The organism is Flavobacterium silvisoli (assembly GCF_004329815.1).
Taxonomy (GTDB): Bacteria; Bacteroidota; Bacteroidia; order Flavobacteriales; family Flavobacteriaceae; genus Flavobacterium; species Flavobacterium silvisoli.
This window is the reverse complement of the sequence record NZ_SJPE01000012.1, coordinates 52,313-75,008: the sequence shown is the minus strand read 5'-3', so window position 1 is coordinate 75,008 and position 22,696 is coordinate 52,313. Positions and strand designations below refer to the sequence as shown.

At 36.1% G+C, this 22,696-nt stretch carries 20 protein-coding genes; 6 read left to right on the top strand and 14 right to left on the bottom strand.

Translation table 11 applies throughout. The features are described from left to right. Window positions 1-175: 175 nt before the first annotated feature. Both lpxD and prfB read right to left on the bottom strand, forming a co-directional pair. Window positions 176-1,174 (bottom strand): UDP-3-O-(3-hydroxymyristoyl)glucosamine N-acyltransferase, encoded by a 999-nt coding sequence (gene lpxD / locus EZL74_RS10320; RefSeq protein ID WP_131476531.1) that lies wholly within the window; start codon window positions 1,172-1,174, stop codon window positions 176-178. 85 nt (window positions 1,175-1,259) lie between these two features. Further along, window positions 1,260-2,355 (bottom strand): peptide chain release factor 2 gene (gene prfB, locus EZL74_RS10315; RefSeq protein WP_131476530.1). Its coding sequence is split into 2 segments (ribosomal slippage): window positions 1,260-2,291 and window positions 2,293-2,355, totalling 1,095 coding nucleotides; the frame shifts between segments, so codons are not numbered across the junction. A 145-nt stretch (window positions 2,356-2,500) separates the two neighbouring features. Here prfB and EZL74_RS10310 point away from each other — a divergent pair. Next, entirely contained in the window at window positions 2,501-3,526 is a 1,026-nt protein-coding gene (locus EZL74_RS10310) for a threonine aldolase family protein (RefSeq protein ID WP_131476529.1), read from the top strand. Window positions 3,527-3,569: 43 nt separating this feature from the next. On the opposite strand, the gene EZL74_RS10305 is transcribed toward EZL74_RS10310, so the two are convergent. Both EZL74_RS10305 and EZL74_RS10300 read right to left on the bottom strand, forming a co-directional pair. Further along, window positions 3,570-4,421, bottom strand: coding sequence for a class I SAM-dependent methyltransferase (locus EZL74_RS10305; protein WP_131476528.1), 852 nt, complete (start codon window positions 4,419-4,421; stop codon window positions 3,570-3,572). A 52-nt stretch (window positions 4,422-4,473) separates the two neighbouring features. Beyond that, the gene (locus tag EZL74_RS10300; RefSeq protein ID WP_131476527.1) at window positions 4,474-4,797 is read right to left on the bottom strand and encodes a YbaB/EbfC family nucleoid-associated protein; all 324 of its coding nucleotides are present in this window, start codon (window positions 4,795-4,797) and stop codon (window positions 4,474-4,476) included. 125 nt (window positions 4,798-4,922) lie between these two features. On the opposite strand from EZL74_RS10300, the gene EZL74_RS10295 reads away from it, so the two are divergent. Next, the gene (locus tag EZL74_RS10295) at window positions 4,923-6,986 is read left to right on the top strand and encodes a S9 family peptidase (RefSeq protein ID WP_131476526.1); all 2,064 of its coding nucleotides are present in this window, start codon (window positions 4,923-4,925) and stop codon (window positions 6,984-6,986) included. Between the two features lie 79 nt (window positions 6,987-7,065). Next, on the top strand, window positions 7,066-8,106 hold the full coding sequence (locus tag EZL74_RS10290; RefSeq protein ID WP_131476525.1) for a PLP-dependent cysteine synthase family protein: 1,041 nt from the start codon (window positions 7,066-7,068) through the stop codon (window positions 8,104-8,106). A 556-nt stretch (window positions 8,107-8,662) separates the two neighbouring features. Here the strand turns inward: EZL74_RS10290 and EZL74_RS13135 are convergent. The 10 genes from EZL74_RS13135 to EZL74_RS10245 all read right to left on the bottom strand — a co-directional run bounded on the left by EZL74_RS13135 (window position 8,663) and on the right by EZL74_RS10245 (window position 19,239). Then, window positions 8,663-8,962 carry a hypothetical protein gene (locus EZL74_RS13135; RefSeq protein ID WP_161971726.1) on the bottom strand — a complete coding sequence of 100 codons (300 nt, stop codon included), beginning with the start codon at window positions 8,960-8,962 and terminating at the stop codon, window positions 8,663-8,665. Window positions 8,963-8,993: 31 nt separating this feature from the next. Then, window positions 8,994-9,446 carry a hypothetical protein gene (locus EZL74_RS10285; RefSeq protein WP_131476524.1) on the bottom strand — a complete coding sequence of 151 codons (453 nt, stop codon included), beginning with the start codon at window positions 9,444-9,446 and terminating at the stop codon, window positions 8,994-8,996. A gap of 173 nt (window positions 9,447-9,619) precedes the next feature. Next, a complete protein-coding gene (locus tag EZL74_RS10280; RefSeq protein ID WP_131476523.1) occupies window positions 9,620-10,447 on the bottom strand; it encodes a T9SS sorting signal type C domain-containing protein in 828 nt (275 codons plus the stop codon). Window positions 10,448-10,699: 252 nt separating this feature from the next. After that, window positions 10,700-11,416, bottom strand: coding sequence for a LytR/AlgR family response regulator transcription factor (locus EZL74_RS10275; RefSeq protein ID WP_131476522.1), 717 nt, complete (start codon window positions 11,414-11,416; stop codon window positions 10,700-10,702). Window positions 11,417-11,425: 9 nt separating this feature from the next. Further along, window positions 11,426-11,743 (bottom strand): Hpt domain-containing protein, encoded by a 318-nt coding sequence (locus EZL74_RS10270; RefSeq protein WP_131476521.1) that lies wholly within the window; start codon window positions 11,741-11,743, stop codon window positions 11,426-11,428. Beyond that, a complete protein-coding gene (locus EZL74_RS10265) occupies window positions 11,730-14,432 on the bottom strand; it encodes a PAS domain-containing protein (protein WP_131476520.1) in 2,703 nt (900 codons plus the stop codon). Before EZL74_RS10265 ends, EZL74_RS10270 begins: the two co-directional genes overlap by 14 nt. 34 nt (window positions 14,433-14,466) lie before the next feature. After that, on the bottom strand, window positions 14,467-14,880 hold the full coding sequence (locus EZL74_RS10260; RefSeq protein ID WP_131476519.1) for a response regulator: 414 nt from the start codon (window positions 14,878-14,880) through the stop codon (window positions 14,467-14,469). A 144-nt stretch (window positions 14,881-15,024) separates the two neighbouring features. Further along, window positions 15,025-16,047 (bottom strand): PAS domain S-box protein, encoded by a 1,023-nt coding sequence (locus EZL74_RS10255; protein WP_131476518.1) that lies wholly within the window; start codon window positions 16,045-16,047, stop codon window positions 15,025-15,027. Between the two features lie 11 nt (window positions 16,048-16,058). Continuing rightward, window positions 16,059-16,481 (bottom strand): response regulator, encoded by a 423-nt coding sequence (locus EZL74_RS10250; RefSeq protein ID WP_131476517.1) that lies wholly within the window; start codon window positions 16,479-16,481, stop codon window positions 16,059-16,061. A gap of 13 nt (window positions 16,482-16,494) precedes the next feature. Then, the gene (locus EZL74_RS10245) at window positions 16,495-19,239 is read right to left on the bottom strand and encodes a PAS domain-containing sensor histidine kinase (RefSeq protein WP_131476516.1); all 2,745 of its coding nucleotides are present in this window, start codon (window positions 19,237-19,239) and stop codon (window positions 16,495-16,497) included. A 287-nt stretch (window positions 19,240-19,526) separates the two neighbouring features. Here EZL74_RS10245 and EZL74_RS10240 point away from each other — a divergent pair, with 287 nt between their 5' ends. From EZL74_RS10240 to EZL74_RS10230, 3 genes are all read left to right on the top strand, one after another. Continuing rightward, window positions 19,527-20,006: a c-type cytochrome gene (locus tag EZL74_RS10240; RefSeq protein ID WP_131476515.1), complete on the top strand. Its 480-nt coding sequence runs from the start codon at window positions 19,527-19,529 to the stop codon at window positions 20,004-20,006. Window positions 20,007-20,068: 62 nt separating this feature from the next. Continuing rightward, entirely contained in the window at window positions 20,069-22,051 is a 1,983-nt protein-coding gene (nosZ, locus tag EZL74_RS10235) for a Sec-dependent nitrous-oxide reductase (protein ID WP_131476514.1), read from the top strand. A gap of 54 nt (window positions 22,052-22,105) precedes the next feature. Next, window positions 22,106-22,690 (top strand): hypothetical protein, encoded by a 585-nt coding sequence (locus tag EZL74_RS10230; RefSeq protein WP_131476513.1) that lies wholly within the window; start codon window positions 22,106-22,108, stop codon window positions 22,688-22,690. The last annotated feature ends 6 nt before the right edge of the window (window positions 22,691-22,696 follow it).

The window sequence follows — 22,696 nt, the reverse complement described above, 5'->3', positions numbered from 1 at the left end:
GGCTTTTAGTTTGTGCTATAAAATACAAAAGTCGACCTGGAGCGATCGACTATTGTGGTGAGGTGTAACTTCTTTTCAGAATCCTCGGTGCAAATATAAAATATAATTACGAGTTAGGAGTTATAAATTATGAATCTTTTTGAAATTTTTGAACTAAGTTAAATTCAATTTGTAATTATTTACCAGATTCTTTTACCAATCGTTTTAAAATGGCCCATTGTTTCAGTGTGTCACGGGCATCAATAGCCGGATAGCCCAATACCGTTTTCCCGGCTTCTATATCGCCAGCTACGCCGGAACCCGCACCAATGGTAGCACCATCGCCTATAGAGGTATGGTCCTTTATAGAGGCACTACCGCCTATGATAACTCCGTTTCCTAATGTTACTGAACCGGCCAGGCCTGAATTTCCTGCCATTATGCAGAACTTCCCGAGCTTGGAATTATGCCCAATTTGAACCAAATTATCTATTTTACAACCATCTCCCACAACAGTGGAACTGAATTTACCTCTGTCAACACATGAGTTAGCCCCAATTTCTACGCCGTTCCCAATTATGACATTTCCAATTTGCGGGATTTTAACCAATCCTTTTTCCGGACAAGGACGGAATCCAAATCCGTCGGCACCAATAGTCGAATTCGGATGTAAAATACAATACATCCCTATATGACAACGCTCACGAATGACTGTTCCCGACCAAATAGTGGTGTGTTTTCCAATAGTGCATTCATCAAGAATGGTAACATTAGGATAAACAGTAACATTTTCACCTATGATAACGTTCGGCCCAATGTAACAACCGGCACCAATGCGAGAACCGTTTCCTATTGAAGCAGTAGTATCAATAACCGCTGTAGGGTGAATATCTGTTCTAAAAGCAGGTGATGGTGGAGCAAAGAGATTTAAAACCTGCGACATGGCTAAATCAGCATTCTTAACTTTGATGAAGGCACGGTTCTCTCCGGGTTCTATGGTTATATCTTCATTAACTACGGCAGCACAAGCTTGGGAACTGTACCAGTATTTTTCATATTTTTTATTGCCGATAAACGAAATTTCTGTTTCACTGGCAGTTTCCAGTTGTTCGGGGGCTGTAATTTTGTTGGGGATAGTGCCAATAATTTCGCCGCATAACAGGTCATTGATTTCCTGAAGGGTGTATGCATTCATAGTTTTGGTAGGTTTGGAATAAGTTTCCAAATAAATGAAAACGGATTATAATTTCCTAATATTCCAAACCTTAATCACAAATAAACTATTCTTCTTTTTGCCCCATCATCATTAAATAGGCTTTCAAAAAACGATCAATATTACCGTTCATTACACTGTCTACATCACTGGTTTCCTCACCAGTACGAACGTCTTTCACCAGTTTATAGGGTTGCATTACATAGTTGCGGATTTGCGAACCCCATTCGATTTTCATTTTTCCCGCTTCAATGTCGGCTCTTTGTTCTTGTCGTTTTTTTAACTCAATTTCGTACAATTGTGAACGTAACATTTGCATGGCTCGCTGACGGTTGTCCTGTTGTGAACGTGTTTCCGAACACTGAATCTGAATTCCGGTTGGTTTGTGAACCAATTGTACTTTGGTTTCTACTTTGTTTACATTTTGTCCTCCGGCACCGCTCGATCGGGAAGTAGTAATTTCAATATCGGCCGGATTGATGTCAATCTCAATACTGTCATCTACCAAAGGATAAACATATACCGAAGCAAAAGAAGTATGACGCTTCGCATTACTGTCAAACGGCGAAATACGAACCAAACGATGTACCCCGTTCTCACCTTTTAAATAACCAAAGGAATAATCACCTTCAAATTCTAACGTGACCGTTTTAATTCCGGCCACATCCCCTTCCTGGAAATTGAGTTCTTTGATTTTGTAGCCTTCTTTTTCGCCCCACATCATATACATACGCATCAGCATTGAAGCCCAATCACAACTTTCCGTACCACCGGCACCGGCAGTAATTTGAAGCACAGCACTCAAACTGTCGCCTTCATCCGAAAGCATATTGCGGAACTCCAAATTTTCAATATGGGTGTTGACCAATTCGTACTGATGATCCAGCTCTTCTTCGGTAGCATCACCTTCTTTAAAAAATTCGTAGGTAATTTGCAGTTCTTCGGTCAGGCTTTCGGCTTTATTAAAATCTTCTACCCATTTCTTTTTTGAGCGAAGGTTTTTCACAATAACTTCAGCCTCTTTGGGATTGTTCCAAAAGTTTGGCGCAAAGGTTTTTTCCTCTTCGTTGGCTATTTCTATTAACTTGGCATCAATGTCAAAGATACCTCCTCAACGCACCGAGGCGTTCTACAATACCTTTAATTTGTTCGGTATTTGTCATAAATAATGTAGTTTTGTGGTTTAATTTTTAGGAGCTATTTCCCGCTGTCCGTTCTATCTTTATACCTGTCTGCGCCAGGTATAAAGGATGCCACTGCCATCGGGGCTAATAAATCCGTAACAAAAATAGACTATCTCTTTCTCATATGGAAATAAATTTAATCAGCGATACCGTAACCAAACCCTCGCATGAAATGTTGCAGGCCATGTTCAACGCCAAAGTGGGGGATGATGTTTTCAAGCAGGATCCAACGGTAAATGCATTCGAAAAAATGGTAGCTGATTTGTTCGGAAAAGAAGCCGCACTGTTTTTCCCCTCGGGAACCATGGCCAACCAAACCGCCATTAAACTGAATACCAATCCGGGTGATCAGATTATCTGTGATAAATGGTCGCATATTCATTTGTATGAAGCCGGCGGTGCTTCGTTCAACAGTGGTGTAAACTTCAATTTGTTAGACGGTCATCGCGGAATGATTACAGCAGAGCAAGTTGCAGCCGGAATCAACGATCCCGAATTTTATCATGCTCCCTTATCAAAAATGGTAGGTATTGAAAATACAACCAACAAAGGAGGAGGAGCTTGTTATGATCTAGAAGAATTGCGAAAAATAAAAGAAGTCTGTAAGGCTAATAACTTGAAATACCATTTAGATGGCGCACGTTTGTGGAATGCCATAGTAGCCAAAAGACAGCATCCTAAACAATTTGGAGAATTGTTTGACACCATTTCGGTTTGTTTTTCCAAAGGACTTGGAGCACCAATTGGTTCGGTTCTGATAGCTGACGGGGAAACTATGCACCGGGCACTGCGCATACGAAAAATATTTGGCGGTAATTTACGGCAGTCAGGATATTTGGCAGCAGCCGGAATTTATGCATTGCACCACAACATCAACAGACTGGAAGACGACCACAGAAGAGCTAAAGAATTGGGCTTAACACTTCAAAGGCTAAACTGGGTAGAAAAAGTAGAGCCAATAGAAACCAACATCCTGATTTTTGAAGTTAAAAAACCATTGGACGAGAAAACAGTCATCGAAAAACTCAAAGCCAAAGGAATCTTAATCAGCTCAATGGGGCAGGGAAAGCTGCGTATGGTAACTCATCTCGACTACAAGCAAGTGTTGCACGAATACGTGTTGGAAGCTCTGGAGAAAATGAGTTTCTAATTCTTAATACCTAGCAATTTGAGCTAATTCAGTTGAGTAATTGTTAGACCTCTTTTTTAGGAAATTGGTAAATAATGAGTTGAGAACGTGAAAAAGTTTGATTGATGAATTTAGGAAGCAAGCGTTCAATTTTAAAGGCAAATCGTCTAAACTTTCGGGCAAAATCACCATAAGGCAGCAAGCGATAATACCTCTCAATACTGCCAAAACAGATGATTTCTGTTTTTGTAAAGTATTTTTCACCCACAGTTCTGTATGCTTTTGATGAATCATCGCGATCCGGGTGCGGGTCTTCTTCTTTCCAGAGTTTGAATTTTTTTCTTTGCAAACTGGACGGTCTGCCTGAAACCGGAATCATATAGCGCAGTTGATCTAAAAATTTACTGTTGATGGCAGGTTCAAAATAGCGGACTAAACCATCGGGTTTTAAAATCTTTACTATTTTTTCGGTGAAGAGTACTTCCTGTTCTTTGGTCAAATGGTGCACAAAAGCTTTTCCTACCACAATGTCGAAGAAATTATCAGGGAAATCACTTTCTAAAAAATTACCGTGGACAAAGCGAATGGGTCTTTCAAAATTGTAGTTTTCATTCAGTTGATCAATTATTTTACCGCTCACCTGAGAAATATCATTGGCATAAACTTCAGCACCAAGAACAGACATTATAGCGGCATTCAGACAGTCACCACATCCTAATTCCAATACTTTTTTCCCTTTTAAATCCTGATCAAAGTTGTTGTAATACATTCCTACCCAACTGGCATCGGTCACTTTGGCATCAGCAAGAAAAGAATCTGAATTATGAAGTGCTTTTAGAATGTAAGCAATATCAACGTTTTCATATAAGGCATCGAAGTGTTGCTCGTTCTTTAGTGTGTTTTCTTTCAGATTCATGTAAAGTAATGTAATTGGAGTGATTAATTAGCGCCCTAAAGTAGTGGTTTTTTTATAAAAATTTATCCATCCCCGGAATATTTGGCATTCCGTCTTTGGCTACTGCGGCCAATTCAGCTTCATTAATCACCGTAGCTCTTTCGATAGCTTTGTTGAGCGTAAGAATTAAATAGTCTTCCAGTTGTTCTTTATCGGCTAGCAAACGTTCATCTGCAACGATACTTTTTATTTTTCGGTTGGCAGTCAAAGTTACTTTCAGCAAACCGTCATTGCTTTGCTCATCAATTAAGACATGATCTAGGCGCTTTTTTGTCTCTTCTATTTTTTGTTGGGTTTCTTTGAGTTTCCCCATCATTCCCATGATATCTCCAAACATAATTTTAAAATTTAACCTGACAAAAATAGGAAATATTTGTTAATTTTTAAGTGCATAACTTCATGATGAGTCCTCAACAGACGGAACTATAATGACTATTTTTGTATCAATAATAATGCATTTTCATGCCTAAGACACAGTTACAACCACCTCTAGCTCCTGTGATTCCTCATACTTTGGAGAAACACGGTCATATTCGCATCGATAATTACTATTGGTTAAACCAAAAAGAAGACCCAAAAGTGATTGATTATCTCAATCAGGAAAATGAATATTACCGACAGGCCACTGCTCATACTAAAGAATTTCAAAACAGTTTGTTTGAAGAAATGAAGGCGCGAATGAAGGAAGATGATGAGTCGGTACCATATTTTTACAACGGTTACTATTATATTACCCGTTTTGAAAAAGGCAAAGACTATCCGATACATGCCCGTAAGAAAGGAAGTTTAGAGGCTCCGGAAGAAATTTTGTTTGATTGTAATGAAATGGCCAAAGGACATGCTTATTTTAATTTAGCCGGATTAAGCATCAGTGAAGATAATATCTGGGCGAGTTTCGGTGTTGATACCGTTTCGAGAAGACAATATGTAATTCAGATTAAGAATTTGGTGACCGGGGAAATACTTCCGGTACGATTAGAAAATACGACTGGAGGTGCTACCTGGGCGAGTGATAATAAAACACTTTTTTATTCTAGAAAAGACGAGCAGACCTTACGAGCAGATAAAATTTACAAGCATAAAATTGGTTCTGATGCATCAGAAGATGTATTAGTTTATTTTGAAAAAGATGAAACTTTTGATGTATCTGTTTATAAATCGAAATCGAAAAAATACATCATTATCAATTCGAACAGTACTTTGACAACAGAGTACCAAATCGTTTCTTCAGCAACTCCAGATGCCAAGTTTACCATGTTTCAAAAAAGAACACGTGGCTTGGAATATTCTATTTCACATTTTGGAGAACATTTTTATATAGTAACCAATAAGGATAAAGCAACCAATTTCAAGTTGATGAAAACTCCTGAAGACAAGACTTCAAAAGACAATTGGACGGATGTGATTCCGCACCGTGAGGAAGTTTTGTTGGAGGATATTGATATTTTTAAGGATTATTTGGTAGTTTCCGAACGTTTCAATGGTTTGAATAACATCAGAATCATTTCATGGAACGGCGCAGATGAGTATTATCTGCCTTTTGACAGTGAAACGTACACAGCTTATACTACTACCAATCTTGATTTCGATACAGAACTTCTTCGTTATAGTTTTCAATCATTGGCTACTCCGTCATCGGTAATTGACTTTAACATGCGTACCAAAGAAAAGAATATCCTTAAAGAGCAGGAGGTACTCGGCGGAACATTTGATAAAAACAATTATACCGAAGAACGTCTCTGGGCTACCGCTCAAGACGGAACGAAAGTCCCTGTTTCGATGGTATACCGCAAAGGAATCCGAAAAGACGGAACTAATCCAACCTTACTTTATGGTTACGGTTCTTATGGAGCTACCATGGATTGTTATTTTTCTTCGGTTCGTCTGACTTTGTTAGACAGAGGTTTTATTTATGCCATTGCACACATCAGAGGAGGCGAAGATTTAGGCAGACAATGGTATGAAGACGGTAAATTATTGAAAAAGAAAAATACATTTACCGATTTCATTGATTGTTCTCAATTTTTAATAGAACAAGGGTATACATCTGCTAAGCATTTATATGCCGAAGGTGGTTCTGCAGGGGGGCTTTTGATGGGAGCTGTAATCAATATGGCACCCGCATTATACAACGGTGTAATTGCCCAAGTTCCGTTTGTAGATGTGGTAACAACTATGTTAGATGATACGATTCCTTTAACTACAGGAGAATATGATGAATGGGGGAATCCAAATGTCAAAAAATATTATGATTACATGCTTTCGTATTCGCCTTATGACAATGTAATCAAACAAGAGTATCCGAATATGTATGTATCAACAGGATTGCATGATTCACAGGTACAATATTGGGAACCTGCAAAATGGGTAGCTAAACTCAGAGTTTTAAAAACAGATAACAATCAATTGTATTTGGATACTAACATGGATGCAGGCCACGGCGGAGCTTCGGGACGATTTGAAGCCATTCGTGAAATAGCTAAAGAATACAGTTTTTTATTAGATTTAGAAGGAATAAAAAGATAGTTTAAAATATTTTATTAAATTTGCGAAGTTATATAGTCCGTAAAAAAGACTTATTAATACGCCTTGACTAATTTATTTTATGAAAGAAGATATAAAAGCTCACGATAATGCATTAAGTTTAATAGGGAATACCCCATTAATCAGGCTTAATAAAATAACTGAATCTCTACCAGGAAATTTTTATGCTAAGGTTGAAGCTTTCAATCCGGGGCACTCCACTAAAGACAGAATCGCGTTATACATCATTGAAGAGGCTGAGAGGCAAGGGATTTTATCTCCAGGAGACACCATAATCGAAACAACTTCGGGTAACACAGGTTTCAGCTTGGCTATGGTGAGTATCATAAAAGGATACAATTGTATTTTGGCTGTAAGCTCTAAATCTTCAAAAGATAAAATAGACATGTTGCGTAGTTTGGGAGCTAAAGTTTATGTATGCCCAGCACATGTTTCTGCAGATGATGAACGTTCCTACTACAATGTAGCAAAACGATTGCACGAAGAAACCAAAGGTTCTATATACATCAATCAGTATTTTAATCAATTGAACATTGATGCACACTACAAATCTACGGGGCCTGAAATTTGGGAGCAAACCAACGGAAAAATAACCCATTTGATTGCCTGTAGCGGTACCGGTGGTACAATTTCGGGAGCTGCCAAGTATTTAAAAGAAAAAAATCCGAACATCAGAATTTTAGGTGTGGACGCTTTTGGTTCAGTTTTGAAAAAATACCACGAAACCAAAGAGTTTGATGCCAATGAAATCTACCCATATCGAATAGAAGGTTTAGGTAAAAACCTGATTCCAACAGCGACCGACTTTGATTTAATTGATCATTTTATGAAAGTAAGTGATGAGCAAAGTGCACACACTACACGTGAAATAGCCAAAAAAGAAGGATTGTTCGTTGGATATACTTCAGGAGCTGTGATGCAGGCCATTAAGCAATATGCTGAAGAAGGTGAGTTTACAGAAGAAAGTAATGTAATTGCCATTTTCCCTGATCATGGTTCACGCTATATGAGTAAAGTATTCAGTGATGATTGGATGAATGAACAAGGATTCTTTGATAGTATCAATGCTGAAGAAGTTCAAAAAGTAGAATTCATCAAATAGATTACAATCTCTATAAATCATAAAAAAAACTCCGGTACATCCGGAGTTTTTTATTTTATATGAATTCAATTTGAGAGAACAGACAAATCAATATTCAATTTAGCTTAATAAAAAAACCGAGACTGGTGCCTCGGTTTTCATAAAATCCAAAATTAAGTTCAAGGACTGTTTTGAATTCTGACAGTTTTTTTTGGGAAACAATGCCAAATACACTTAGTAGGAAGGAGGCATTCAGCACTGTTTCACAGACTTTTGTTTGTTTTGGGCTAAAAGGGTATATCTTTATTAGTAATGAATAATAGTTTTCAGGTATTATCTTGGTACAAATTTATGTTGTTGATTGTAAGTGTTTTAAATAAAAAGCCGATAGGCATTTCGGTGTAGATAAACGGTACAAATTCTTAGTTTACAGGTAATTAGGATCTTTGGGCTACACTGGTTAATTATTACTATTATTTCGAATGTATTTCAAAAAGAAAACAGGCAACTCAAAGTTTAATTTATAACCCTTAAATCGTATGCAACTTTGAACCGCAATGCAGTCGGTTGCCTGTTTTTAATTCATAATACTTTCCTGTATGCTAAATTTCATGTGCAGGATTCTATTTTTAAATGCCACAGCATTTCCTAGATTTTTTTTCCCGAATGAGAATTCAATCTGTTCCCGATTATCCAACACAATAATAAAATCATAGTCTTTATTTTTAATGAGATTTAAAAAATAATTCAGGTCATGTTTTTTCTTGATAATTTTTACTTCTGAAATGGAATTCAACGATATTGTTTCATGTTTTGGTTTATAAAGTATTAGACTTTCTTCATTAACAACTCCAAACTTTGATTTATAAACTGTCATGGTATTCTTTGTGGTATTCTGATTTTATTCTTTAGCCGGCTTGTTGATAAAGCTTCATTTTTTTCATTTTTCTTTTGGTGTGCGATATCAACTCACAAGCTTGGTCTTTATTTGCTTCGTTAACTTCTATCGCGGTGAAGTTATGGTTGGCTGTCATCAGGAATATCTCATAATGATAGCTTTTCTTTAAAAATGAAAACAACAAAAGCAAGCCTGATATTATTAAAATGGGCAGCTTGTAATTTTGTGACAAATAGCTTCCCAAATAAAGGGTGGCGCCCGCCAACACTGCTGAAAGGATGAATAAACAATAATTGTCTTTCAGATCTCTTTGTTTTCTGAAATATATTCGTTTAATCTCTTTGATATCAAATTCGAGCAATTCATCATTTTTATTCAGATAAACATGGTTTTGGAATAAAAGTCCGATAGTGTTAAAATATTCCAATTTATGATCTTCGGCGTTAAGAAAAATAGTTTCCATCGTTGGGTTAGGGTTGATGAGATGACTAGGTTATAAAATTGCATTGTTTTTTAAGAGAGTTTAAGTTAATTGACTATTTTAAAAACCGTTCCGATAGCATCGGAACGGTTTAGTGTCAAATAAATAATATAAATAAACCTCCCTTGAATTTCCTCGAAATTGAGGGGTTTTCTTTAGTAATAAAGCCATTTTTTGACTGCGGTTATTCCGTCTTCAGAAGTGGCCCTAATAATTATAGCTTGTTTTGTTGCAGGTAAATTTGAAATAGTTACTTGAGCAGCATTTACCTCTTTGTTTTCATATAATACCTGACCGTTTATATTATAAAGTTCAATGTTTTTCAATACGGTGTTACCTGATTTTATTATTACCGATTGATTACTATTATAAACTTCAAGTTTTTCAGCATTAAAAGGATTTGATACGGTTCCTAAGGCAGAAGAAGCATCAACAGAGTAAGTTAATTCAAAGCGATTGTTATAACTTCCACTGTTGCTTGTGAAAGTATAATTTGAGGTTTTTAAATTAGTATACGTGTTGTTTGATTTGTCGTGTATGTATACAGCAAATGAAACATTGGTAAAGAAACCATCCATATGATCAATAGCAAAAGTATAGGCTCCATTTTGAGTAGCGGTAAAACTTAAAGGAACAATGTCTGCTGATGAAAATGGTAATCCTTTGAATTGAATAGCATATCGAGTATCACCTATAAGTGAAGCCAAGCCTATAGCTCCGTCATTCCAGAAAGCTCCGTCATATCCGTGATCGTATCCATCAGTGGCTCCGGTTCTATAACCAATTAAGGTTTGTGAAAAAGCACCACTGGCACTGGTTGCATTAATCCAAACACGATTGGTTTCTGCATAATATTTGGATTTAGCATTGGTATTGTTAGCAGCATTTAAATTAGCAGCATGCATTGTAAAAGCACAGCAAATAAGTAAAAACATTTTGCTATAATGTGCTGATTTCATCTGAATTAAAGTATTTGTTTTCATGACATTAGCGGGTTAAGTTATGATACTGATTTGGGTTTTGTTATAGCAAATCTATTACAAATGTTAAATTCAGATTTTTAAATTCGGCTGAACTCCTCTTTGCTGTAGACGAATGGTTTTTTTTTTAAGATAAAAGGTGTTTTTTATCGATATAATGCTTGTTTTGTTAAAATTATTGTCGATAATGGGTAAAAAAAAGAGTAAGCTTCAAAAGCTTACTCCGGGTTTTGGTTTATCGGGTTAATTAGTCTTTTACAAAAGATTCAGGCGTTTCATAAGCTCAGGTTTGTTGCCACGGCTCACCGGAATCACATCTTTGCCTATCAGCACACTATTGTCTTCTATATCAATAATCTTTTTGGTATTGATGATGAATGAACGGTGTATCTTCAGGAATAAATTCTTAGGTAGTTTCTCTTCAATTTTTTTAAGTGTGGTATGTACCGTGTAAGAGGTAGTATCGGTTTTAATGCTGATGTAATCTCCTTTGGCTTTTATAATGGTGATAGTGGGTATGTCAATTTTTATCAAACGGTTGTTGATATTGACATAAAACTCATTGGTTTTTTCAACCGGCATGTTATCATTTAAACTTGTATCGTCTTTTTTAGAAGTATCAACCCTCCAATTCAACTTTTGCATGGCTTTTTCAAAGCGTTCTTCTGTAATTGGTTTGACCAAATAATCAACGATACAATCGTATTCAAAAGCATTAATAGCAAAATTTTTGTCCGAAGTTATTAGTACTACTTTCGGAGGGTTCTTGATTGTATTGATAAAATCAAAGCCATTAAAGTCAGGCATGTGAATATCAAGAAAGACGACATCTACCTCATTTTTATTAAGGTATTTAATGGCTTCTATGGCATTAGAAAATTCTTCTACCACGTTCAGTTCGGTGTGTAGCGAAATCATTTGTGCTATTACCGCTCTGGCTAACATTTCATCATCAATTATAATACAATTCATAGGCTTTATTTAAAGGCAGTTAACAAAATGCTGCATTAAAGTTAGTGTTTTTTCAAATTCAATCTGCAAATCTTTCCTACTATTTGGATTAGATTTTTCATACTCATCGGCTAAATGATAGCTGTTTTCAAGTCCTAGTATGGCTATTTTGTTTTTCAATTTGTGAATACAAGTCATCGTTTGTGGCCATTTATTGAGGCGAAGGCTCATATAATAGGCATCAATTTCTATAGGTAGTTCGAATTTTAAGATGTTGATAAACCGTTGTTTTATCGCCTCTTCATTTCGAGACAATTTTAAAATATATTCTATGTTAGGCTCTTCCATGATTTTTTGGTAATTTAATAAAAAAAGTGGTTCCTAACCCCAAAGTGCTTTCAATCCATATATCGCCGTTGTATATTGAAACGATGCGTTTCACAATAGAAAGTCCGATTCCGGTAGCTTTTTCTTCACCCGAAAATGACTGGAACAAATCAAATATTTTATTCTGGTATTTTGTATCTATTCCTTGTCCGTTGTCTTTTATAGAAAAAACATAATCGTTTGCATTTTCAACGAAATCAATGTCAACAAAACCTAGATCTTTATCAATAAAATTAACAGCATTGCTGATTAAGTTCTGAAACAATTGTTGCATTCTGAAACGGTCAATTTGTATGGTAGGCAGTTTTTTCTTGATTGTAACGCTGACATTTTCAGGAATGTGTATGATAGTGATACAGTTTTGAATAATTTCATTTAAGTCGATTTTTTCTGTGGACTCTTTGCTCGAATCAACTTTTGAATACATCAAAATTCCCTGAATCAGGTTATCCATTTTTTCAACCTTATCTTCAATCAATTCGAAATAACGTTGTGTTTCCTTATTGAAAAGTTTTTCATTGTCTTCTTTAATCCATGTTATCAGGGAGTGAATGCTTCTCAAAGGTGACTTTAAATCATGCGATACCATATGGGCGTATTCATTGAGACGTTCGTTTTGGTTTTCCAGTTTTTTGAGTAACTGCTCTTTTTGGCGCTCGAGTTTCTTTTGTTCGGTTATGTCTAAATGAATACCGATTGACCCTATAATCTCTCCATTTACATTGTAATTAGGAGCCCCACTGATGAGCCAATATTTGCGTTCTCCCGATTTAATGTTGACGGGTAATTCGTAGGAGTTGGAGAGTCCGGCAGAACGTTCGCTGATTTTTTCTTCAAAAATAGGGATACTGTGTTTATTTAAAAATAAGTCAGAAGCTTTTTGACCCAACAATTCTTCAATAGTATATCCGCACATCTCGGCAAAAGACTGATTGGCCAGTTTAATAGTATCATCATTACCAACTTCCAATAACCCCATATTCATATTGGCAATAATGTTGCTGTATTTTTCTCTTTCAGCCTCCAGACTTTCGCGATATTTTTTCTTAATGGTTACGTCTTCATAACTCCATAGGTATCCGTCTAATTGTTCTCCTTTAAATATTGGAATAAAAGTTCGTTCTAATATTCGACCGTCGGCCAGTTCTACAATTTCGGCTATGATAATTTCTTTTTGTCTCAGAGTTTCTTCAATTCTTTGTAAAAAATGATTAGGGTTTTTGAAATATTCTTTAACACCAACGGCAAGTAATTCACAGTCCAAACCTTTCATTACTTCAGGGTCAGCATCTATTTCAAATAAAGAACAAAACTTGGTGTTGACCAATAAAATTTTGTTGTGAGCGCTTTCAAATAAAATCCCCGATTGCAAATTGGCAATCAATGAATTCAATCGGTTTTCAGATTCAATAAGTTGTTGACTGAATTCTTTTTCAAAGGAAATGTCTTCTTGTATGGTAAAGTATTTTTTAATTTTACCATGTTCATCGTGTAATGCTTGCCCCTGAATGCGTACCCAATACTTTTGTTTTGATTTGGTGTAATTTATAATTTCACAATAAAAAGGAAGTCCGTTTTTAATTTGTTCATTTAAATAATTAATGGTTTTAGGGTCAGTTTCAGGACCGTGCAATAAAGTATCCGGTCTTTGCTTTAGCACTTCCTCCAAAGTGTATTCTGTCAATTCGAGAAAACTTGAATTGACCCATTCAATTTTCCCGTCTTTGTCTGAAATGAGTACCGGGTTACTGTTTTTTTCAGCTATAGAAGAAAGCAATATTAATTGTTCTTCCCGTTCTTTTTCAACAGTAACGTCTTCAATAATGGCAAAATATTGAATGACTGATCCGCGAGAGTCTAAAATAGGTTGTCCGGTTATTTTAGAGCGAAAGGTTCCTTTGCGCTTTTTAGTGTGTATGTATTCAACATCAAAGGCTTCTCCTTTGTAAAAAGCGTCAATCATCCTGTAAATTTCCTTTTTATTGGATAATTTTCCGCGCCCAACTTCAATTAACGATTTCCCGATGATTTCTTCTTTAGAAAATCCGGTTATATGTTCAAAAGCTTCATTGCACCAAAAAATATCACCCTGAGGATAAGTAAAAACCACACCATTCTTATTGGCACTGGCAATTAACGAGATTTTGTTTAATTCTTCTTTGTCAATCTTAAGCTGTTTGCGCTGTTTGTCTATGGTATCAACCAGGTTCTTCAGTTCATTGTTGTTTTTTTCTTGATTACTTAAAACGTGAAGAATATCCAACAGTGAATCGTGGTGAGCAAAATCGGTAGGTTTCAGTTTTTTGTGTTCTACTTCTTCCAAAGACATCAACCACGGAGAACCAATAAAAAGGTATCCGTTTTTCTGTTGTTCAAACTGACCTCTGAGGGTTGTGACGTTAAATCCTTTAGAGGTTATAACTACCAACTGATTTAGGAGCGATTTGAAATTTTCGGCAGTTACGTTTTCTTTGAACGGCCGAACTACCGTGAAGTATCCGGTAAACAATTTATCTGCTTTCAGCTCGGGCATAATCTTAGCAATACTGTTTCCAAAACTTTTAATGATTAGATTTTCATCAATAAGCATGTAAAAGGGGAAAATATTGTTCAGCGATGAGCCGGTAAAAGTAAATTGTGTTTCTACCATAATTATTTTGTCATAAAAGACAACTAACTTTAATTTATTCCGAAATCAATTCGTTACAGCTCCAATAATCCAGAAGTTTCCTAATTTTTGAAACGTAGTCTTCATATTTCAGGGGTTTTAAAATATACCCGGCAATACCTATTTTGTAGCACTCTTTCAAATCTTTGAAATTGCTTGAAGTAGTAAGTATTATAGCAGGGATGTACTTTAACAGCGAATCGTTTTTTAAGATGGTTAAAAATTCAATTCCGTTGAGTTTGGGCATATTCAAATCCAAGATGATGATGTGAGGAAGATTTTCTTTTTCTTTCAAGAGCGTTAAGGCATCTTCGCCGTTATTAGCTTCAATAATTTGATGGTTTAATTCCAGTTGTGATAAGACTCTGTTGAATTTCATTACCTCAATAGAATCATCCTCGATAAACAATATTTTTAATGTTTTCAACATTGGGTTATAAGGGTTATGCTATTACAAAAATATTTTAAAGGTATTCAGTTTGTTTTAAATTTCGTTTTCGTGTATAAAAGTAAAGCCAAAACAACTTAAAGTGTAGATGAATGGATATTATTTAAAGATGAATGATTTTTTAATTTATTTTTTATCCAGCTTTATAGCTTCTGATTTTTTGGATATATCTTTAATGATAACGTCCAGTTCTTCAGCAGATTCCAATAAATGAGTCAGTAATTTTTCATTATCGTCTTCATCTGTGCCGTAATTTTTTAAAATATCAATCAAACTCATCATGCGGGCCAAGGGAGCTCTTACTATATGCGATTGTATCCAAGCAATTTCTTTCAGTTTTTCATTTTGTTTTTCGATGGCCTCGATGTAGGAGAAACGTTCAGTAATATCATTGGCCAATACAATGCGTCCTGTTGTATTCTGAAAGGGTAGGGTATTGCTTTGAATTTCGACAAAAATAATTTCACCGTTTTTCTTTTGATGCCTGAAAGTACCCAATGCGTGATGCCTTTGGTTATCATTTAAATATTCGACTCTTTTAATTAAATCGGGCACATCCTCTTTTGGCCTGATGTCTTTTATAGTCATGCCTAAAAATTCCTGAAGCGAATAGCCATAATGTTTTTCGGCAGCTAAATTGACATCTAAAAAACGAAGGGTTTCTATATCATACACCCACATAGGCTGTGGGCTTAGATGAAACAAATCGCTATAACGTTTTTCAGAAGTTTCCAGTTGTAGCAGTGTTTTTTTTCGTTCAATATTATAAACAATACTTTTGTATAGTGAATTGGAATCTAATTCATCTTTTATCAAATAATCAGAAACTCCGAGAGATAATGATTTTATCCCGAAATTAATATCAGAATATCCAGTTAAAATGATTAGCGGTACCTCGTGGCTAAGTTGAGTTATTTCGTGAATAAGTATTTCTCCGCTTTTATCAGGCAACGATAAATCTAACAAAATCAAGTCACACTGAAATTCATCATCTGTCAGATGCGATTTTGCTTCTTTAAAATTTTTAGCCCAAACGATTTGTGGTAATTCAAAACGTTCCTCCAGATAGTCTTCAATAAGGGTGTAATCGCCTAAATTGTCTTCTACAATCAGAATTTGGTGTTTTTTAGTATCTTTGAAGCTGTTCATGCTGATTTAGGTTAAGGAAGTTGTACAATACTAATCCAAAAATTCTCAATTTTGGCTACGGCAGTCATAAATTCGTTCACATCTACGGGTTTTGTGATGAAGCAATTAGCATAATGATCATAAGCCTGAATGATATCACTCTCAGAAGATGAAGTGGTAAGCATTATGATGGGAATGTGTCTAAATTGTTTACTTGATTTTATGTATTTCAATACCTCATGACCATTTTTCTTAGGCAAATTGATATCCAGCAAGATTAAATTAGGTAGCGAAACGTCTTGAAATGGTTCTTTCTGATTTAAAAAATCAATAGCTTGTTTGCCGTCTTTTACAACACTTACTTTGTTAATTATTCGTCCCTCTTCCAGTGCTTCGGTAGTTAAAAGAATATCGCCTTCGTTATCCTCAACCAATAAGATGTGAATTTCTTTCATAATTTTAGAGTGTTTATTTTTTGGGAATAGTGAAATAAAAAGTAGTTCCATGATTTGGTTTAGATTCTAACCAAATTTCACCTCTGAGATTTTCTATAATTTTTTTAGTAATAGATAATCCCATTCCGGTTCCGGAATATTCTTCTTTGCTGTGCAAACGTTGGAAAATAATGAATATTTTATCAAAATATTCCGGACTGATACCTATACCATTGTCTTTAATTTCAAATTTCCAAAAAGCGGCATTTTCACTGCACGTAATGTTTATAACCGGCGCTACATCAGGCTTGGAATATTTCAATGCATTGCTGATTAAATTCTGAAATACTTGTTTTAAAGGTGAGGCGTAAGTACGTACAGTGGGAAGATTTTGATAGTGTATAACCGCATTCTTTTCTTCAATTTGTTTTTGGTATAGTAATCGTATTTCTTCTACAACATTGTTTACATCTATTTCTTGTTGTTTGGTTTCTGTTTTGCCGATTCTGGAAAATTCCAATAAATCTAATATGATTTGCCGCATGCGTTTGGCTCCGTCAACGGCAAAAAAGATGTATTTTTTCCCTTTTTCATCAAGTATATCATCGTATTTTTTTTCAATTTGAGTCAAAAAACTGGTTACCATGCGAAGTGGTTCCTGCAAATCGTGTGAAGCCACGTAAGCAAATTGTTCTAACTCCTGATTGGAAAGGGCTAATTTTTTGATGTTGTTTTCCAAAGAGCGATTCATTTTTTTGAGTTTTGACACTGTTTTTTTTCGGTCTGTAATATTTTTAAAATAAACGGTTAATCCCATTTCAGACGGGAAGGCATTTAATTCAAACCAATATTTTAACGATTTAGAATAAATTTCCAATCTTACAGGTTTCTTCTGTTCTTTGGCTTTGTAAAATGCGTTATGAATTTTTTCAGAGATTTGACCCTCATACAACTCCCAAAAGTTTTTTCCGATTATTTCCGTTCTTTTTTTTCCGGAAAGCTTTTCGGCTTCGTCATTCCAGTAACTGACATTCCAATCGGAATCCAAAGTGTAAAACCCATCCTGAATACTTTCAAGGGTGTTGAGTAATTTTTGGGTCGTTTCAATTATTTTTTCTTCTTGAATTTTTCTTTGTGTAATGTCAGAACGTATGGCCACATATTGATACGGTTTTCCTTTTTCGTTTAAAAAAGGAACAATGGTAGTGTCTACCCAGTATGGTGTACCGTCTTTAGCTTTATTTTTTAATTCTCCTTTCCACACATTGCCTTTGGCGATAGTAGTCCAAAGTTCTTTGATAAACTCTTTCGGATGGTGATTTGAGTTGATGATACGATGGTCTTTTCCCAATAATTCTTCTCGAGAGTATTTTGATATTTTGCAAAAATTATCATTCACGTGAGAAATGATTCCTTTTTGGTCTGTGATAGCCACAATAGCAGACTCATCAATAGCGTATTTATAGTCGGATATTTCTTTTAATCGTTTTAATAGTTCTTCTTCCGTTTTTTTTATCTCGGTAACATCACGTTCTACAGCTACCCAGTGTGTGAACCAACCGTTAGCGTCAGCCACTGGCGTTATTGACATATGAATCCAAAATTCTTTACCACCTTTTTTATAATTCAACAAAGTAGCTTCACAAGGTTGCCAATCACGCAAGGCGGCTCCTAGTTTTTTTAATTCAGCTTGGTTAGTTTTCGGACCTTGTAAAATACGAGGCGTTTTACCAATTACTTCTTCGGAGGTGTAACCGGTCATTTTGGTAAAGGCTTCATTTACATAAATGATTCTGGGACCGGGTTCGTTTAAAGGTTCGGCTTCGGTAATTAGTACGGCATCATTGGTGTTAACGATTACGGACTCCAGTAGTTTCAATCGTAATTCTTCTTCTTTTTTCTTGGTAATGTCCTGCATGGCACCAATGATTCTGGTAGCTCTGCCATCAGCGTTACGAATGATTACGCCTTTGTTTATTACATATGAGTAGGTTCCGTCCTTCTTTTTATACCGGTATTCCTCAATCCAGTTAGTGTCAGGGCTTTTTACGGTGTTGTAATAGCCTTGCCTTACTTTTTCTATATCATCGGGATGAATCTTGTTAATCCAGGCCGAGCTGTCTCCTTTCAGATCCTTTGTAGTGTAACCAAACATGTTTTCAAAACCGGTTCCCCAAAAGATTTTGTCTTCATTCAGGTTCCAATCCCAAATCGCATCAAAGGTAGCTTGTGTAACGTACTCAAATCGTTTGAGTGCTTTTTCTACTTCTTCGGTGCGTTCTTGTACTCTTTGCTCCAGTTTTTCGTTTAAAAGTTTAATATTGTCCTCAGCTATTTTCTTCTCAGTGATATCTATAGCACAGTGAAGTATTAAATGTAGCTTGTTGGTTTCATCAAACAAAGGGATATTTTCTGGCTCCCAGTATTTTATCTCAAACTCTGATGTGCCTCTGATTGGAATGTCATACCGCTGAACGTCCATTTTGTGTTTCAGATTACTACTGATAACTGTATTAAGCGAGTGAGAAAGATTTTTAACGCCATCCGCAGCAGGATTAGCATCATTATCCGGAAAGGCTTCAAAAATTCCTCGTCCCACTAGGTCTTCTCTTTTTGATTGAGTAGCTTTGAGATAGGCTTCATTGACCTCTGCAATTGTAAACTTAGGAGCATCAGGATACAACACTAAGCTTGGAGTGGGTGAAATTTTAAAAAATTCAAGAAGAGCCTTTTTTCCAATCATAAATCGGGATAATATCAATACTTCTTCCCAATTCATATTTAAGAAGAAATAGTTAATTGTAATAATGGAGGCATGTTGTGGTTAAACAAAGTTAACATTTCTTTTAGATTTTTATATGATTTTACTGTTAAAATTTAGAGATAAAGTACATGTTTATTTACTTCATGTTGGTTATTTGACAGTTGCTTTTATTTTTTTTAGAAAAATGATATACGCCGGAACTAGAATTTTCAACCAATTTTAGATGGTTATGATTACAGTCATAAAATTAACAACTGTTTAACTTTTAAATTTGTGTAAGAAATTTTAAAAACTGAACTATCATGTACAAATTATCATTATTTATTGCTGTAGGATTACTGTTTGTGTCTTGTGGCAAAAAAGAACAATCAGGAGATGATTTCTCTAAACCAACAACAGAAGAAGCTACAGCTACCAAAGCCGATCCTTCAACTTATGACCCTAACCGTGGAGAAGGGAAATATGATAAAGTGGACTTAGGTGCTACTTTGGATCAGGCTATGGCCGCAGAAGGTGAAAAAGTAGCCGGTGTGAAATGTACTTCTTGTCACAAAATTACCGATGAGAGGTTGGTTGGACCGGGTTGGCACGGAGTTACTTCACGTCATCAACCACAATGGATCATGAACTTTATCACTAATCCTGATCCTATGATAAATAAAGATCCGAAAGTGCAGGCGCAATTGGAAATCTGTTTGGTACGTATGCCCAATCAAGGCTTAAACGATACAGAAGCCCGAAGTATTTTAGAATACATGCGTAAAATAGACGGCGTTAAGTAAAAAAACTGTCAATACAGACTCAGGAATTGAGTCAAAGATTGTTAATCTAATCTTATACCAAAATGAAAAATAAATTTACAAAAGCAATACTTACTATTGCTATGGGGAGTGCCTTGCTCATTTCCTGTAAACCGAAAAACTCCGGTGATGCCGTAAGCGGTGATGCTGCTCAGAAGGCCTACGTAGCTCCCGGAAAATACGATGAGTTTTACAACTTTGTTTCCGGTGGTTTCAGCGGACAATTGAGCGTGTATGGTTTGCCGAGCGGTAGATTATTCCGTGTAATTCCGGTGTTCTCTGTAGATCCTGAAAAAGGATACGGTTACAACGAAGAAACAAAACCTATGTTAAACACTTCACACGGTTTTGTGCCTTGGGATGATTTACACCACACCGAAATGTCGCAAACTAACGGAGAGGTGGATGGTCGTTGGGTTTTTGGTAATGCCAATAACACACCCCGTATCGCTCGTATTGATCTGAAAACATTTACCACCAAGGAAATTATCGAAATTCCTAACAGTGCCGGTAATCACTCATCTCCATTCATCACCGAAAACACAGAGTATGTAGTAGCCGGAACCCGTTTCAGTGTACCTGCCGACAACTCTGATGGAGATGTGCCGATTAATACTTATAAAAAGAATTTTAAAGGACATTTGAGCTTTGTAAAAGTAGGCAAGGAAGGACAGATGGATATTGCTTTCCAAATTCAGTGTCCGGGTGTGAACTTCGATTTATCGCATGCCGGTAAAGGAAAATCACACGGTTGGTTCTTCTTCTCTTGTTACAATACCGAACAAGCTAATACTTTATTAGAAGTTAATGCTTCGCAAAGAGATAAAGATTTCATCATGGCTGTTAACTGGAAAAAAGCAGAAGAGTACATCAAAGCCGGAAAAGGAAAACTTACTCCAACCAAGTACGCTCACAACGTGTACAATGAAAGTACTCATACCGCAACTTCAGAAATCAAAACTCAAGTGCTGATTTTGGATTCAAAAGAGCTGAAAGACATTTGTTATATGATTCCATGTCCGAAATCACCTCACGGCTGTGACGTAGATCCAACCGGAGAATACATAGTAGGTTCAGGAAAATTGGCTGCTTTGATTCCGGTGTTTAGTTTTGACAAATTGCAAAACGCCATCAAAAACAAACAATTTGAAGGTGAATACGACGGAATTCCGGTAGTGAAATACGAAGCTGCGCTTCACGGCGAAGTTCAAAAACCGGGCTTAGGGCCATTACACACTGAGTTTGACGGTAAAGGAAATGCTTATACTACCTTCTTCGTGTCTTCTGAAGTGGTAAAATGGGACATCAAATCGCTTAAAGTGTTAGACAGAGTACCAACCTATTATTCAGTAGGACACTTGTGTATTCCTGGTGGAGACAGTAAAAAACCATTTGGTAAATATTTGATTGCTTACAATAAAATTACCAAAGACCGTTATTTGCCAACCGGACCGGAGTTAGCGCAAAGTGCTCAAATCTTTGACATCAGCGGAGATAAAATGCAACTAATATTGGATTTCCCTACCATTGGTGAACCTCACTATGCACAAGCGGCTCCGGCAGATTTGATTCGAAATAACGGACAATTGAAATTCTACAAATTGGAAGACAACAAACACCCGTTTGTAACCAAAGGAGAAAAAGACACCAAAGTAGTTCGTAACGGTAAACGAGTTGACGTATACATGACCTGTATCCGTTCACACTTTGCTCCGGATAATATTGAAGGTATTAAAATGGGAGATGAAGTTTACTTCCACATTACTAATCTCGAACAAGATTGGGATGTTCCTCACGGATTTGCGATCAAAGGTGCCAGCACAGCAGAATTGTTAATCATGCCGGGAGAAACCTCAACCCTCAAATGGAATCCGGACAGAGTAGGCATGTTCCCATTCTACTGCACCGATTTCTGTAGTGCCTTACACCAAGAAATGCAAGGATATATAAGAGTATCACCGACCGGAAGCAATGTTCCGATAAGTTTCAGCGTGGGTACTAATTTACCTGCTCCTACCCAAAAATAAAAAACATTTCACTAAAGGAGCAATTTTGAAATTGCTCCTTTTTATTTTTCAATTATGAAAACTCAACAAATTTCAATCCTGTCAAGAGTATTACTTTTGATAGTAGCAGCACTTTTTGCCGGTTCTTTATTTGTGCCCATGTGGCGAATTGAATTAGAAGCTCCTCAATATCCCGAAGGTTTAGTGTTGCAGTTGTACGCCAATAAAATAGGGGGTGACGTTGATATCATTAACGGATTGAATCACTATATAGGAATGGCAACATTACACACTGATAATTTTATCGAATTCAAAATTTTACCGATTGTTTTTGGACTATTTGCCTTAACATCGTTGCTTTTGGCAATGATAAATAAACGCAAGGCTGTTAAGTTGTTTTTATTTACATATGTAGTTTTTATACTTTTAGCTGCAGTTGATTTCTACCGATGGAATTACGAGTACGGACACAATTTAAACCCGGATGCCGCTATTAAAGTTCCCGGAATGGCTTATCAACCACCGTTGTTAGGGTACAAACAATTACTGAATTTCGGAGCTTTTTCAATACCCGATACCGGAGGATGGCTCATGAGTGCAGCAGCCGTTTTGCTTTTATTTGTTGTAATCAAAGAATATAATTTACTAAAGAAAAAATAACAATTC

What these genes read in the sequence shown, in the direction of transcription:
- nosZ (WP_131476514.1), top strand. Translation starts at nt 20,069, where the DNA reads ATGAAAAATAAATTTACAAAAGCAATACTTACTATTGCTATGGGGAGT.
- EZL74_RS13135 (WP_161971726.1), bottom strand. Translation starts at nt 8,962, where the DNA reads ATGACAGTTTATAAATCAAAGTTTGGAGTTGTTAATGAAGAAAGTCTA.
- EZL74_RS10300 (WP_131476527.1), bottom strand. Translation starts at nt 4,797, where the DNA reads ATGTTTGGAGATATCATGGGAATGATGGGGAAACTCAAAGAAACCCAA.
- lpxD (WP_131476531.1), bottom strand. Translation starts at nt 1,174, where the DNA reads ATGAATGCATACACCCTTCAGGAAATCAATGACCTGTTATGCGGCGAA.
- EZL74_RS10295 (WP_131476526.1), top strand. Translation starts at nt 4,923, where the DNA reads ATGCCTAAGACACAGTTACAACCACCTCTAGCTCCTGTGATTCCTCAT.
- EZL74_RS10245 (WP_131476516.1), bottom strand. Translation starts at nt 19,239, where the DNA reads ATGAATTGGGAAGAAGTATTGATATTATCCCGATTTATGATTGGAAAA.
- EZL74_RS10255 (WP_131476518.1), bottom strand. Translation starts at nt 16,047, where the DNA reads ATGAACAGCTTCAAAGATACTAAAAAACACCAAATTCTGATTGTAGAA.
- EZL74_RS10310 (WP_131476529.1), top strand. Translation starts at nt 2,501, where the DNA reads ATGGAAATAAATTTAATCAGCGATACCGTAACCAAACCCTCGCATGAA.
- EZL74_RS10240 (WP_131476515.1), top strand. Translation starts at nt 19,527, where the DNA reads ATGTACAAATTATCATTATTTATTGCTGTAGGATTACTGTTTGTGTCT.
- EZL74_RS10260 (WP_131476519.1), bottom strand. Translation starts at nt 14,880, where the DNA reads ATGTTGAAAACATTAAAAATATTGTTTATCGAGGATGATTCTATTGAG.
- EZL74_RS10290 (WP_131476525.1), top strand. Translation starts at nt 7,066, where the DNA reads ATGAAAGAAGATATAAAAGCTCACGATAATGCATTAAGTTTAATAGGG.
- EZL74_RS10280 (WP_131476523.1), bottom strand. Translation starts at nt 10,447, where the DNA reads ATGAAAACAAATACTTTAATTCAGATGAAATCAGCACATTATAGCAAA.
- EZL74_RS10305 (WP_131476528.1), bottom strand. Translation starts at nt 4,421, where the DNA reads ATGAATCTGAAAGAAAACACACTAAAGAACGAGCAACACTTCGATGCC.
- EZL74_RS10265 (WP_131476520.1), bottom strand. Translation starts at nt 14,432, where the DNA reads ATGGTAGAAACACAATTTACTTTTACCGGCTCATCGCTGAACAATATT.
- EZL74_RS10275 (WP_131476522.1), bottom strand. Translation starts at nt 11,416, where the DNA reads ATGAATTGTATTATAATTGATGATGAAATGTTAGCCAGAGCGGTAATA.
- EZL74_RS10250 (WP_131476517.1), bottom strand. Translation starts at nt 16,481, where the DNA reads ATGAAAGAAATTCACATCTTATTGGTTGAGGATAACGAAGGCGATATT.
- EZL74_RS10230 (WP_131476513.1), top strand. Translation starts at nt 22,106, where the DNA reads ATGAAAACTCAACAAATTTCAATCCTGTCAAGAGTATTACTTTTGATA.
- EZL74_RS10270 (WP_131476521.1), bottom strand. Translation starts at nt 11,743, where the DNA reads ATGGAAGAGCCTAACATAGAATATATTTTAAAATTGTCTCGAAATGAA.
- EZL74_RS10285 (WP_131476524.1), bottom strand. Translation starts at nt 9,446, where the DNA reads ATGGAAACTATTTTTCTTAACGCCGAAGATCATAAATTGGAATATTTT.